We start from the raw sequence: 13807 nt of genomic DNA, 5'->3' as shown, positions 1-13807 counted from the left end.
CGCAAGGCTGAATAGCGATTGACTGCCCGTCATTTCAATCTGCACAGGAGGAGTACGCCATGTCCGATCGAGTCGATGTCGCGGTTATCGGGGCGGGTCATGCCGGTTTGAATGCCGTGAAGGAGATCCGCCGTGTCACGGACAGTTATCTCCTGGTCAACGGCGGCAGCCTCGGGACGACCTGCGCACGGGTTGGCTGCATGCCGTCGAAGGTCGCCATTCACCTGGGCGACATCTACGCTATGCGCAAGCATTTCCAGCGGTACGGCATCGATGGTGCCGATTCCCTGCGCATCGACGGGGCGAGCGCGCTCGAGCATATCCGCGATCTGCGCGACACCTTCGTGGATCTGGTCCTCGCCAACACCACCGACGAGATGGAGGACGAGCTGGTCGATGGCCATGCGCGCTTCATCGATGCGCACACCATCGAAGTCGGAGACAGGACCATCCGGGCGCGTGCCTTCGTGATCGCGACCGGGGCATCGACCGTTGTACCGGCGGATTGGCGGGAGTCGTTCGGCGACGCCATCCTGACGGTCGAGGACCTCTTCGAGCTGGAGAGCCTGCCCAAGTCTCTCGCGGTGATCGGTCTGGGTCCGATCGGCCTGGAACTTGGGCAGGCCCTGCGGCGTCTCGGGGTCGATGTGGTCGGATTCGAGTCGAGTACCAACTTGGCCCGTCTGCAAGACCCGATCATCAATCAGGCCGCCGTCGAGATCGTGCGGCGCGAGTTTCCGATTTGGCTCGGCGCGCCCGCTCAGATCGAACGCGCGGAGGGCGGGGTGCGCGTGCGCGCCGCCGATCGAGAGCAGGTGGTGGAGAAGGTGCTGGTCGCGATCGGGCGTCGGCCGAACCTGGCCGGTCTGGGACTGGAGGGTATCGGCTGTCTGGTCGACGAGCACGGCGTGCCGCTCTATGACTCCAGGACGCTGCAGATCGGGCGACTCCCCATCTTCATCGCGGGCGATGCCACGGGCGGGGTCGCGAACCTGCAGATTGCCGCCGAGCAGGGCCGGATCGCCGGCTACAACGCCTGTCATGAGATACACCGTCATTACGAGCGCCGCACACCGATGGCGATCGTCTTCAGCGATCCCAACATCGCCTCCGTCGGCGTTCCCTGGTCCGAGCTGGACCAGAGTCAGGTGGTCTTTGGCCAGCAGCGCTTCGGCCCGGTCGGCCGCGCACTCATCCTCGGCCAGAACCGTGGTTTACTGCATCTCTATGCAGACCGTCGCACCGGCGTGGTGCTCGGAGGGGCGATGGTCGGACCGCGTTGCGAGCACCTCGCTCACCTGCTCTCCTGGGGAGTCCAGCAGCAGATGACCGTCAAGGAGATGTTGCGGATGCCCTTCTATCACCCGGTGATCGAGGAGGCGCTCCAGGATTGTCTCCACGGGCTGGAGAAGAAGCTCGACTCACTCCCCCCCAAGCCGGGGTGGCTCGAGCGCCTCTTTCCCGGTCGCGGACGCCGTCCCGCCGGCGCCGAGGCCAGTGCCTGAGCGCGGTCCGATCGGCCGGTGAGTGGGTCGTCTATCCGCGGGAGCTCGGTGTCGGCCTCATCGCGACGGTCGCGCCCTTACGATCGAGCGCCTCTCCGGAAACAACTCCTCCCGCCAGCCGCGCGCCGAGGTGCGCAGCATCCAACGGGTCAGGCGCAGATTCAGCCGACACAGGAGAATGGGGGCTTCGGTCTTGCGGGGCGGTACTCGCGCGGACGTTCGCCCTCGCAGCGGCAAGCGGTCGAGCGCGCGCACCGGTTGACCGAGCGTTGTCGTCCAATCCGCCAGGCCCCGTCGTACGCGAGACCACCAGCGCTGGAATGCGCGATCGACCGGAGGCGCGTGCGGCGCCGTCACCGACGCGGCCGGATTCAAGAGGGCATGGACACGCTCTTGGATTGCCGGGGCGTCCAGTGTCCCGACCTCGTAATGGACCACCAAGCTCGCGCAGGCCGGATTCGCCCGGACCGTCGCGATGCCGGCTTGTCCACGGAGCGCTGATTCCAGTCGCGCCGCGACCTCTCGATCCTGATGCAGGGCCGAAATGCGCAACCGCAAGCGCCCGCTTGTCTGATGACACACCTTCATCTCGGTTCCGTCCCGATCGACTCGGCTCTGAAAAACACAGGCACGATAGTAATAATAACGATTCGTAATCACAAGCTTCCCTGTGATCGGGCCTTCATCGACGCCGATGGGTTGCGGGCATCTTCACATCACCCGGATACCTCCTCCCACCGCAGACTCAGCAGCGACCCGGCCAGCCCGGCGAGCCCGAGCAGGAGAATGGCGCCTTCGACCGAGACGGTTGCCGCCAATGCGCCGAGCAGGCCGGAGACCAGCAGAAGAGCGCCGATGACGCTGTTGCTGACCGCGACATAGTCGGTGCGCTTGTTGCCCTCGGCCATGTCGACCAGATAGGTCTTGCGCCCGAGCCGGACACCGGCGTGCGCGATACCGAGCCCAAAGAAGGCGATCGGGTAGAACCAGATCGCTGCAGCGGTGGACATCGAGAGCCAGGACCAGACGGCGACCGCAATCGATAGGACCGCAGCCAGCCCGCAGGCCGCGGCAAAGACCTGTCGACTGGAGCGATCCGACCAGCGGCCCCAGACCGGCGAGCTGACCAGGCCGGCGAGTCCTTCCACGGCGATGAAGATGCCGAGCAGCGAAATGGCTCCGCCGAGATCGTCGCGGGCCAATGCCACATAGAAGGGGGCCGCGAGCCCGGAGCCCATCGCCAGCGCACGGGCGATGACGAATTTGCGGAAGGGTGCATCGTCACGCAGGATCGCAAGCCGGGCGATGGCCTCGGCCAGCGCATTGGAGCCGCCCTCGGTCGCGCCGGGGAACTCGACGATGCGGCTGAATGACCAAGCGGCCAGCAACCAGAGGATGGCCGCGCCCGCCAGGAGCGCGACATAGAGGCCGGTCGACTCGGCGCCGTCCTGCACGGCGCCGAGCCCCAGGCCGACACCCATGGCGCCGAGTCCCGCGATGGCGCTGATCCAGCCGGACAGGCGGCCGCGGCGGGTCTTGGGGATGGTCTTGCCCTGCACGTCCTTGTAGGCGACCGAGCAGGCGCCGCGGGCCAGGCTGAAAAGGATCAGAAGGCCGATGACGGTGGCGCCGGCCGTCGCCCCTTCGAGCGCGACGGCAACCCAGCCGATCGCGGCCAGACAGAGGCCCTGGACGACGCCGCCCCAGACCCAGACCCATTTGCGGATGGCCTGGCGCCGGACCATCTCACCGATGAGGATCTGCGGCAGCATCGAGCCTGATTCGCGGATCGGCACCAGCAGGCTGAGCATCCAGGCCGGTGCACCGAGCTGCAGGAGCAGCCAGGGCAGGGTGGTCTTGGCACTCGCGAGGCGATCGGCGATGTTGCTGAGCGTGTTGGCGATCAGGGTGTGCAGGAAGTTGCCCGGTGTCTCGTGACAGGCCTCGGCGCTGATCTCTTTGCAGGTGCGCCCCTCGTCGTCCTCGGCGAGGCGCTCGTAGAGGCTTTCAAGCCATTCGCGGTGGCGGTTGGGTGGCGTCGGGTTCACTGACATCTTGTCCATAGACTCGGTTGGGATCCTGCTTCGGCACATCTTGGATCGATTGTCTCGGGAGGGGCAAGCCCCGCGTCGGCCACCGCGGCATCCATCCGGCACATGAGTGTCGGCTCCAACAATGCTCTCACGGAGACACGGAGGCTCGGAGAACACGCGAAATCGTTCTCGTCGCTCTCCGAGCCTCCGTGTCTCCGTGTCTCCGTGTCTCCGTGAGAGATCTTAAGTAACCGATCGGTTGCAAGGCGCCACCATGGGTGCCTTGCGGAGCAGGGCCGCGGGAGCTACGCTCCGGGCCACCCGTCGCGATCGCGCTCGGCCCTCCGCCGAGAATGGGGGATGCCGAGTGTGCGAGCCCCGCCGGTCCCCGGATTCCTTGCCACATGGGCCTTTCCAGACGAATCGCCCCACCGACCTGGAGAATCATTCATGGACATCGAAGCATTGAACGCCGAGCACGGCATCGACGGCATCCTGCGCTTCACCGAAGGCCGCGGCGGCCTGACCATGATCGAGATTACCAACGCGCAGGCGACGGCCCTGATCTCGCCCTACGCAGGACAGGTGCTGGCGTACCGACCGGTCGACGCGGCGGATGACCTGCTCTTCGTGAGCGAGCGGGCCTATTTTGCCGAGGGCAAGGCGATCAAGGGCGGCATCCCGATCTGCTGGCCGTGGTTCGGCCCGGATCCCGAGGCAAAGGGACGGCCGGCCCACGGGTTCGTGCGGGCCTGGCCCTGGCAGGTGCTGGCGACCGAGTCGCTTGCGGACGGATCCACGCGGGTCCAGCTCGGGATTGCGGACGACGCCGAGACCCGCGCCATCTGGCCGCAATACTTCAATCTCTTAGTCGACATCCATGTCGGCGCAACCCTGTCGATCGCCTTGAGCACCCTGAATGCCGGCGACCGACCCTTCAGCATCACCCAAGGTCTGCACGCCTATTTCAAGGTCGGCGACGCAAGCCGGGTTCGGGTCACGGGGCTGGACGGACGCAGCTACATCGACAAGGCCGCCGACGGCGGGGATGCCGTGATCCACCAGGAGGGACAGGTTGCGTTCGATCGCGAGGTCAATCGCATCTACGAGGATGTGCCCTCGGTCCTGACCATCGTCGACCCGACCCTGGATCGGCGCATCCGCATCGAATCCGAGCACAGCCGAACGGCCGTGGTCTGGAACCCCTGGGTCGAGACGGCGAAGGCGATGGACGACCTCGACGATGAGGATTACCGGCGTTTCGTCTGCGTCGAGACGGTCAACACCGCCTCGGAGGTGATCGAGATTCAGCCCGCCGAGACCTATCGTCTTGCGGCGCGCTATGCCATCGAGCCGCTCTGATCGAGCCATCATGGATCATTTTCGCAATCTCGACCCGGCGACCGAGGCCCATTGGCAGACCTGGCTCGACTGGGCCGCAGAGCAGGGCGTCGAGGTCCCGGATGGCCCGGCCTTCGCCGAGGCGCGGGCGCGGGTCTGGGAGGCCAGCGACTACGTGGCCGTCTCGGTCGCCCGTCATCCGGAGGTCCTCGCCGAGCTGATCGCAAGCGGCGAGCTCGAGCATCCGCAGGATCCCGCCGCACTGGCTCGCGGTTTCGATGCCGCGCTTGCGTCGGTCACGGACGAGCCCGGTCTGCACCAAGCCCTGCGTCGCTATCGCCGGCGCGAGATGATCCGCATCATCTGGCGCGACATCGCCGGTTGGGCGGAGCTGGCGGAGACGTTGGAGCATCTCACCGCTCTGGCCGACCTCTGCATCCAGGGGGCTCTGGATCGCCTCCACACCTGGACCTGCGCCGAGCTCGGCACGCCGCACGACGAGACGGGTCGCGCGCTGCACATGGTCGTGTTGGGCATGGGCAAGCTCGGTGCCCGCGAGCTCAACCTGAGCTCGGACATCGACCTCATCTTCGCCTTTGCCGCCAACGGCGTCACCGAGGGTGGTCCACGCAAGCTCGCCAACGCGCAGTTCTTCACCAAACTCGGCCAACGCTTGGCGCAGGCGCTGGGCAGCCAAACGGTGGACGGCTTCGTCTTTAGGGTCGACACGCGTCTGCGACCCTTCGGCGAGTCCGGTCCGCTCGCCATGAGCTTCAACGCGCTGGAGGACTACTACCAGACGCAGGCGCGCGAGTGGGAGCGCTACGCCATGATCAAGGCGCGCGTCGTCGCCGGCGACCGGGACGACTCGCGCGAGCTGATGGCGATGCTGCGTCCCTTCGTCTATCGGCGCTATCTGGATTTCGGTGCCATCGAGTCTCTGCGCGATCTGAAGCGGATGATCGCCAAGGAACTCTATCGCCGCGGCATGGACGCCAACATCAAGCTGGGTCCGGGCGGCATCCGCGAGATCGAGTTCATCGGTCAGGCGTTCCAGCTCATCCGCGGCGGGCACGACGCGGATCTCCAGATCCGCCCCATCCGCGAGGTGCTCGCACTCCTGGCGCAGCGGCAGTTGATGCCGGAGTCCGCCGTGCGGGGGCTGGACGAGGCTTATTGTTTTCTCCGTTTGGTCGAGAACCGCATCCAAGCGTATCGCGACAAGCAGACCCATTTGCTGCCCGCCGACGAGCCGGGCCGGGCGCGCCTGGCACGTTCGATGGGGTTTGCCGACTGGCCGGCCTTCGAGGCGGTCCTGGACGCGCATCGTCGTCATGTTCAAGGCCAGTTCGACGAGGTCTTCGCCGCACCCGAGACGGAAGAGGTGCCGCATGAGCTGGATTCGGTCGCGCTCTGGCACGGCGAGGGCGATGCGGCCCATGAGGTCTCGGCATTGAGCGAGGCGGGCTTTGCCGAGCCCGAGGCGATCCAGGCTCGGTTGATCCAGTTTCGCGATGCGATCGCGCGCAAGGGGCTGAGTCGGCGCGGTCACGATCGCATGGAGCGGCTGATGCCGATGGTCTTGCGCGAGAGCGCCGCGAGCGAGCAGCCCGACATCGCCCTCGAGCGCGTGCTCAAGGTGATCGAGGCCGTCGCGCGCAGGACGTCCTATCTGGCGATGCTGAGCGAGCACCCGGTGATCCTCGCGCAGCTCGCACGCCTGGCGAGCATGAGCCCCTGGTTCACCGATCGGATCGCGCGTCATCCGCTGCTCTTGGACGAGATGATCGACACGCGTCGACTCTATGCCCCTTTGCGGCGGGCCGATCTGGAGGCCGAGCTCGATGCGCTCCTGCTGCACGTCGACGCGGATGACTTGGAGCAGCAGATGGAGCGACTGCGCCAGTTCGCGCAGGGCAACATGTTGCGTGTCGCGGCAGCCGATCTGACCGAGGTCATCCCGCTCATGGTGGTGAGCGACTATCTGACCGAGATCGCCGAGGTGTCGATCCGTCGCGTCCTGCGGTTGGCATTCGATCACCTCATGCAACGGCACGGCCGCCCGACCGAGATCATCGGCGAGGAGACCGGTTTTCTCGTGCTGGGCTACGGCAAGCTCGGAGGGATCGAGCTGGGCTACGGGTCGGACCTGGATCTCGTGTTCGTCCACGGCACCGAGTCGCAAACCGCGATGACCGACGGTGCGAAGGAGATCAGCAACGAGCAGTTCTTCGCGCGTCTCGGCCAACGCATCATCCATTTGATGACCACCCAAACCCCCTCGGGCGTCCTCTACGAGATCGACATGCGTCTGCGCCCGGACGGGAACCGCGGGTTGCTGGTGCGCTCGTTCGCGGCCTTCGACGCCTATCAATCGAACGATGCCTGGACCTGGGAGCATCAGGCATTGATCCGCGCCCGCCCGGTTGCCGGCGATCCGCAGTTGGCCGCGCATTTCGGCGCGCTGCGACGCGCGATCATCTGTCGCGCGCGCGAGCCCGAGCAGCTGCGCAAGGACGTGCGCGAGATGCGCGCGAAGATGCGCGCGAATCTCGACAAGAGCGGCGGCGGTCGGTTCGATCTCAAGCAAGGCCCGGGCGGTATTGCGGATATCGAGTTTATGGTTCAATACGCGGTCTTACGCTGGGCGTCGGAACATCCGGCGCTGGCCGACTGGACGGATAACGTCCGCTTGCTCGAAACACTCGGACGGCTCGATCTGCTGCCCGGGCGAGCGGCCGAAGACCTGACTGCCGCTTACAAGACGCTGCGCGCGGCCTATCACCGCAGCGCCCTACAGGAGCAGCCCAAAACGGTCGCGGACGCGGATCTTCTGCCCGAACGCGAGCGCGTTCAGTCCTTGTGGCACGCCTTGATGGACGAGCCTGCGTCCTGAGGGCGGTCTCTCGAATCGAAACGGGATCTGATCCCGATACAACCGGAGTGAGTCGACGATGGCAACGATGGAAGACCGTGATGGCCTGATCTGGCACAACGGCGAGATGGTGCCCTGGCGGGAGGCCAAGACGCATGTCCTGACTCACACCTTTCATTACGGCATGGGTGTCTTCGAAGGCGTGCGCGCCTACCGCACCGAGCAAGGCCCGGCGATCTTCCGTCTGCGCGACCATACCGATCGCCTCTTCGATTCGGCGCATATCCTCGGCATGAAGGCGCCGTTCGACCGCGAGACCATCGACGAGGCCCAGCGGATCGCCGTACGCGAGAACAACCTCGACTCGGCCTACATCCGTCCGATGTTCTTCTACGGCCCGGAAGGCATGGGTCTGCGTGCCGACAACCTCAAAGTGCATTGCATCGTCGCCGCGTGGGAGTGGGGCTCCTATCTCGGCGAAGAGAACATGACCAAAGGCATTCGGATTCGGGTGTCGTCCTATACGCGGCATCATGTGAACATCACCATGTGTCGCGCCAAGGCCAACGGCAATTACATGAATTCCATGATGGCCTTGCAGGAAGCCCTGCGCGACGGCTACGACGAGGCCCTCCTGTTGGATGCCTCCGGTTATGTGATGGAAGGCAGCGGCGAGAACGTTTTCATCGTGCGTAAAGGCGTGCTCTATACGCCGGACCTGACCTCCGCCCTGGACGGCATCACCCGGCGCACCATCATCACGCTGGCGCGCGAGCTGGGTATCGAGGTGGTTGAGAAGCGGATCACCCGCGACGAGGTGTATATCGCCGACGAAGCCTTCTTTACCGGGACGGCTGCGGAGGTGACGCCGATCCGCGAGGTCGACGGTCGCGTCATCGGCAACGGCGGTCGGGGTCCGATTACCGAGCGGCTCCAGACGCTGTATTTCGACCTGGTGCACGGTCGGCTCGAAGCACATCCGGAGTGGTTGGCGCCTGTTTAAACCGCGCCCGACGCGGTATGCGATGTTTTTGGATGGGATCGGCCCCGGCGGATTTGACGACCGCTGGAGCCGGCGCGGTTTAAGAGATTAAAAAAGAGATGCTTTTAAACCGCGTCCCCGCGAAGGGCCGTGGATGCACCAAACGCCGAACTCAATCGAAAACGAGCATCTCGCTCTGGGCGCGGTTTCGGTGATTTCCGAGAAAGAATCTGCCGGCCTGTCGGGGCGAATTCATTCGCCCCGACAGCGCCTTTTGGCAAGCTCAGTAGGGATTCTTGTTCCCGGAAATCGCCTTGGCCGTACCTGCCCGTTCATCTTATCCGATGGAGACTTTGCCGATGTCCAACGCCGCCGTCGAGACGCCGAGCGAGCATGCGCTGATCGAGGTCAGCCGCAAGGATCTGCCGCTCTCTTGTCCCCTGCCGGGTGCACCTGTCTGGAACATGCACCCGCGGGTCTATCTGCCGATCGAAGACGAGCCGAGCCATGAGGCGACCTGCCCCTATTGCGGGGCGCGCTATCGGCTGATTTGAGATGACCGAGTTCAAGGAGCTTTGCATTACCCGGCCGGATGACTGGCATCTGCATCTGCGCGATGGCGAGGTCCTGGCCGATGCGCTGGCCCATACCGTGCGCTGCTTCGGGCGCGCGATCGTCATGCCCAATCTCAAGCCGCCGGTCGTGGATACCGCTCGGGCATTGGCTTACCGTGCCCGCATCCTGGATGCGCTGCCGCCCGGCAGCGATTTTCAGCCCTTGATGACGCTCTACCTCACGGACGAGACGAGCCCTGCAGAGATCACCACGGCCAAGACAAGCGGTCAGGTCTTTGCCTGCAAGCTCTATCCGGCGGGTGCGACCACCAACTCCGAGAACGGGGTCACGGACCTGCTCGGACGCTATCCGGTCTTCGATGCCATGCAGCGCGTCGGTCTACCGCTCTTGGTGCACGGCGAGGTCACGGACGATCAGGTCGATATCTTCGATCGCGAGCAGCGCTTCATCGAAGAGCGTTTGGAGCCGATCGTGCGCGCATTCCCGGAGCTTAAGGTCGTCTTCGAGCATGTGACGACCGCCGAGGCGGTCGATTTCGTACGCGACGGGCCACCGACCCTGGCTGCGACCATCACGCCCCATCACCTGCTCTACAACCGCAACGCCATGCTGGCCGGCGGGATTCGACCGCATCTGTACTGCCTGCCGATCCTCAAGCGCGAGCGGCATCGGCTCGCGCTGGTCTGCGCCGCGACCGGCGGTCATCCGAGGTTTTTTCTCGGCACCGACAGCGCACCGCACGCGATCGAGGGCAAGGAGAGCGCCTGCGGCTGTGCCGGGGCCTTTAGCGCGCACGCCGCCATCGAACTCTATGCCGAGGTGTTCGAGCAGGCCGGTGCCTTGGAGCGTCTGGAGGGGTTCGCGAGCCATCATGGCGCGGATTTCTACGGCTTGCCCCGCAACACCGGGACGATCCGTCTGAGCCGCGAGCCCTGGACCGTTCCGGCGTCCTATCCCTTCGGACCCAGCCGGGTGGTGCCTTTACGAGCCGGTGAAGCCGTCGCCTGGCGTCTGATGGCTTGACAGCTGCGCCAACGGGGTTTGCCCATCAACCCGGCCACCTCACCGATTGGAAAGGGTGGACAAGCGCCGTAGGGTGGACAAGCGCAGCGCAGTCCACCAGCGCCGGCGCGAGAACAGGTGGACTGCGCTGCGCTTGTCCACCCTACCGGCTTTATCCCGGAAATCGCGAAAATTCGCAACGCACTAAACCGCGTCTCACCGGGATCGAGGACATCTCCGAAGCCAAACGCAAAATGAAAACGACGCATGTCGAACTGGACGCGGTTCAGTCAAACTCGATCTCGTCCCAAAAATCCTCTTCTCCTTCGATCTTCGGCGGATTGCCGTCGTGCACCCGATAGTGACGTCGCTGCAGATAGGCGTCGCGCAGCAGGATGTAGGGATCGATAGCCGCATCCTCAAGGATCTGACTGGTCGCCAAATAGTTGGCGCGCTTATCGATCGCCCGGAGCGCAATCAGGCTCCAGTAGGTGTGATCCCTATCGATGTTCAAGAGGGGATCGAGGTTGAACAAGGGGTCGGTGAAAAGATCGCCGACATCGCCGAAGGCGTCGCGCACACTGCTCGGTCCCAGGAGCGGCAACATGATGAAGGCACCCGAATCGAGCCCCCAATAGCCGAGGGTCTGACCGAAATCCTCCTTGTAGCTCGGTAATCCCACGTTGGTCGCAACATCCACGAAGCCCAGCACGCCGACCGTCGAGTTGATGAAGAGCCGCCCGACGTCGCTGCCGGCACGAGACATCTTGAATTGCAGCACGTTATTGACGAACGAGGTGACGTCGGCGAGATTGCCGAAAAAGTTGGTCACGCCACGCTCGACCGGGTCCGGCGTGATGGCCTGATAGCCTTTCGCGATGGGCTGGAAAAACGCCTTGTCGAAATCGGTATTAAACCGGAAGACGGCACGATTGAAGGGCTCCAGCGGGTCGCGGGGCTCCGAGATCCGGCTCGGCGAGGTGGTGCAGCCCGCGCCGAGCAGCAGGATGACCACGATCCCCAGCCAAGTCAGTTGTCGATAGGCGTTCAAATCACGGTCCTTCATGCGTAGCAGATCTCTCGCGACACGTTGCGCAAATGCTATCACAAGCCGGTGCCTCGCTCGGTCCTTGCCGGGCGCGATTCAGAAGACGACCGTGACGCCATGATCGCGCCGTCGCAGCAGCGCAACGACGCCCTGATCGCCGGGAAGATGCAGGGCGCCGATCGCGATGAACCAGCCGCCCTCGGCCAGCAGGGGCACCATGCGATCCACCATGCGGCGGTTGCGTGCATCGATGACCACCTCTTGGAAGTGTGCGGCAAGACGGGGGTCGCTTTCCGCGAGGTGCTGTTCACTCAGGTGCTGTAGCTGATCGACATCGCGCGCGATATAGGCAGCGATCAGTGCCTCGAAAACGAGCGGCAGTTGCTCGCGAGACGCCAGCGTCTCGCGCAGCAGCGTGATCTGATCGGCCTCGGCCAGATCGTCGAAGACAGCGAGCTGCTCGGTCATGGTTTCCAGACCCTCGATCCGCTTGCCGTCCGCGACCGCGCGATGAAAGAGCAGTATGTCGAGGAACTCGCCTGTCTCGGAGGGCGGGCTGCTGAGCAGGGTCACGACGGACCAGGGCTTGAGATCCTTGAACGCCTCCTCGGGCATCCCGATCTCGGCGAGCGCATCGGCGGTCTCCAGGTAGAGATCCGCCGGCAGAACGTCGCGCAGCAGACGGCCGTCGGTATAGGACATGGTCACCATCGCGCGGATGATGGCGGAGGCATCCGGGACAACCTCGAGGGCGATGCTCGGGCTCGCATGAAAGGCCGCGCGCACCGGCGCGGGCAGCTCCACCACCCGAGCGTCCTCGCTGTGGATTGTGCCGAAGAGGTAGCTCGGCGGGGCGCCTGCCGGGGGGCGGATCTCGTAGAGGAGGCCACGTGTCGCGGGGGACCCGACGGGTGCGTCGACGGTTGTCGCGGGTTCGGCCCACACGCAGTGGCTTGTCGCGAGCCATGCGGCGAGAAGGACTCGGGCGATCATCATGCGCGCCGCCGGGTGTGGCAGACCGAACGATCGGTTCCGGGAGCCTCGGGGACGCCTGTCTCGCCCGGACCGGCCGTTAAACTCCGCTCCGGCGCCGCGCCGTCACGATCACTGTGTTTGGCATTCATCCGCGCGCCACTTATGCTGTCGCCATGAACCAAGAACCCAGAATGAGAGAAGGGATCGCCGCGCGCTTTCGCGGCTTTCTGCCGGTGGTGATCGATGTCGAAACGGCCGGTTTCGACGCCCAGCGGCATGCCCTGCTGGAGATCGCCGCCGTCATCATCCGAATGCTTCCCGACGGTCGACTCGAGCCGGCGGCGCCGATCGCCTGTCACGTACTGCCCTTCGTGGGCTCGGAGATCGACCCGAGCGCACTGGCCTTTAATCGGATCGATCCCGACCACCCCTTCCGAGACGCGATCTCCGAATGGGATGCCCTGACGCGCATCCTCACGCCGATCCGCAAGGCCGTCAAATCAACCGGGTGCAATCGGGCAATCTTGGTCGGGCACAACGCCCATTTCGACCTCGGGTTCGTGAAGGCGGCCGTCGAGCGAACCGGTTTCAAGCGTAACCCGTTTCACGCCTTCAGTGTCTTCGACACCGTGACCCTATCCGGCCTGATGTTCGGCCAGACCGTGTTGGCCCGTTCGGCGAAAGAAGCGGGTCTGGGGTGGCAGAGCAGCGAGGCACACTCGGCGATCTACGACGCCGAGCAGACCGCGCGTCTGTTTTGCACCGTCGTGAATCGCTGGCGCGAACTTGACCCGGTCCGGGTTTGGGAAGAGAAGGAGCCGATCTGAAACCGCGCGACGACGATCGCGGGGGACCGGATCTCCCCGATCCCCGCGTCCGACCGCTCAGGCGTGCTTGGCAGCCGCTTCTTCCATCATCGTCTTGAGCTGGCCGCCCGCGTGCAGCTCCAGCGTGATATCGCACCCGCCGACCAGCTCGCCGTCGATATAGATCTGGGGGAAGGTCGGCCAGTCGGCATAACGCGGCAGATTCTCGAAGATCTCGGGATCCTGCAGAACATTCACGTAGGCGAATGGAACGCCACATTCCTGCAAGGCGGCCGATGCCCGCATCGAGAAGCCGCATTGGGGAAACTGGGGTGTGCCTTTCATGTAGATGACCACCGGGTTGGTCTTCACCTGTTCGCCGATTCGCTCCAAAACATCCATCGCTGACCTCATGCTCTTGTTGACGACCGATCCGACAAGGTTCGGGACGGTGAATGGCTTTTCAAGCGACCCCGAAAGGGGAGGGGTCATGTCTCCCGGTCGGGTGCTAAACCGCGTCCGGAGCGATATGCGTCATTTTCACGTTGCGTTTGGCTTTGCAGATATCCTCGATCTCGGTGAGACGCGGTTTATAATTTAATTTTTTCAATACGTTAAACCTCGCCATCTCCGACAGTCGTCGGAGATGGTGCGGCCAAGCCAT

The 13807-nt window shown here is 64.5% G+C and carries 12 protein-coding genes; 7 read left to right on the top strand and 5 right to left on the bottom strand.

The annotated features are described in order from the left end of the window. Window positions 1-59 precede the first annotated feature (59 nt). A complete protein-coding gene (locus BDD21_RS07500; protein WP_120796622.1) occupies window positions 60-1505 on the top strand; it encodes a dihydrolipoyl dehydrogenase in 1446 nt (481 codons plus the stop codon). 57 nt (window positions 1506-1562) lie between these two features. Here the strand turns inward: BDD21_RS07500 and BDD21_RS07495 are convergent, their stop codons facing one another. Together BDD21_RS07495 and BDD21_RS07490 are read right to left on the bottom strand one after the other, a co-directional pair. Further along, entirely contained in the window at window positions 1563-2087 is a 525-nt protein-coding gene (locus BDD21_RS07495; protein WP_147431009.1) for an HMA2 domain-containing protein, read from the bottom strand. A 134-nt stretch (window positions 2088-2221) separates the two neighbouring features. Then, window positions 2222-3568, bottom strand: a complete 1347-nt coding sequence (locus BDD21_RS07490) for an MFS transporter (protein ID WP_245969464.1) — start codon at window positions 3566-3568, stop codon at window positions 2222-2224. A 420-nt stretch (window positions 3569-3988) separates the two neighbouring features. On the opposite strand from BDD21_RS07490, the gene BDD21_RS07485 reads away from it, so the two are divergent. The 5 genes from BDD21_RS07485 to pyrC all read left to right on the top strand — a co-directional run bounded on the left by BDD21_RS07485 (window position 3989) and on the right by pyrC (window position 10335). Further along, the gene (locus BDD21_RS07485) at window positions 3989-4900 is read left to right on the top strand and encodes a D-hexose-6-phosphate mutarotase (RefSeq protein ID WP_120796620.1); all 912 of its coding nucleotides are present in this window, start codon (window positions 3989-3991) and stop codon (window positions 4898-4900) included. Window positions 4901-4910: 10 nt separating this feature from the next. Continuing rightward, on the top strand, window positions 4911-7775 hold the full coding sequence (gene glnE / locus BDD21_RS07480) for a bifunctional [glutamate--ammonia ligase]-adenylyl-L-tyrosine phosphorylase/[glutamate--ammonia-ligase] adenylyltransferase (protein ID WP_120796619.1): 2865 nt from the start codon (window positions 4911-4913) through the stop codon (window positions 7773-7775). A gap of 58 nt (window positions 7776-7833) precedes the next feature. Beyond that, on the top strand, window positions 7834-8757 hold the full coding sequence (locus tag BDD21_RS07475) for a branched-chain amino acid transaminase (protein ID WP_120796618.1): 924 nt from the start codon (window positions 7834-7836) through the stop codon (window positions 8755-8757). Window positions 8758-9095: 338 nt separating this feature from the next. Further along, complete coding sequence (locus tag BDD21_RS07470) at window positions 9096-9290, top strand: zinc-finger domain-containing protein (RefSeq protein WP_120796617.1); 195 nt, start codon at window positions 9096-9098, stop codon at window positions 9288-9290. 1 nt (window position 9291) lies between these two features. Beyond that, window positions 9292-10335 carry a dihydroorotase gene (gene pyrC, locus BDD21_RS07465; RefSeq protein WP_120796616.1) on the top strand — a complete coding sequence of 348 codons (1044 nt, stop codon included), beginning with the start codon at window positions 9292-9294 and terminating at the stop codon, window positions 10333-10335. A gap of 265 nt (window positions 10336-10600) precedes the next feature. Here pyrC and BDD21_RS07460 read toward each other — a convergent pair whose 3' ends face one another. Together BDD21_RS07460 and BDD21_RS07455 are read right to left on the bottom strand one after the other, a co-directional pair. Further along, window positions 10601-11380 carry an MlaA family lipoprotein gene (locus BDD21_RS07460; protein WP_120796615.1) on the bottom strand — a complete coding sequence of 260 codons (780 nt, stop codon included), beginning with the start codon at window positions 11378-11380 and terminating at the stop codon, window positions 10601-10603. Window positions 11381-11458: 78 nt separating this feature from the next. Next, window positions 11459-12358: a TraB/GumN family protein gene (locus BDD21_RS07455; RefSeq protein ID WP_245969463.1), complete on the bottom strand. Its 900-nt coding sequence runs from the start codon at window positions 12356-12358 to the stop codon at window positions 11459-11461. A 170-nt stretch (window positions 12359-12528) separates the two neighbouring features. On the opposite strand from BDD21_RS07455, the gene rnt reads away from it, so the two are divergent. Continuing rightward, on the top strand, window positions 12529-13164 hold the full coding sequence (gene rnt, locus BDD21_RS07450; protein WP_425470225.1) for a ribonuclease T: 636 nt from the start codon (window positions 12529-12531) through the stop codon (window positions 13162-13164). Window positions 13165-13221: 57 nt separating this feature from the next. Here the strand turns inward: rnt and grxD are convergent, their stop codons facing one another. Next, window positions 13222-13545, bottom strand: coding sequence for a Grx4 family monothiol glutaredoxin (gene grxD, locus BDD21_RS07445; protein ID WP_093034310.1), 324 nt, complete (start codon window positions 13543-13545; stop codon window positions 13222-13224). Window positions 13546-13807 lie beyond the last annotated feature (262 nt).

The sequence above is a fragment of the Thiocapsa rosea genome (assembly GCF_003634315.1).
Taxonomy (GTDB): Bacteria; Pseudomonadota; Gammaproteobacteria; order Chromatiales; family Chromatiaceae; genus Thiocapsa; species Thiocapsa rosea.
Note: the sequence above shows the minus strand (reverse complement) of the source record. Positions and strands in the feature narration are given on the sequence as shown.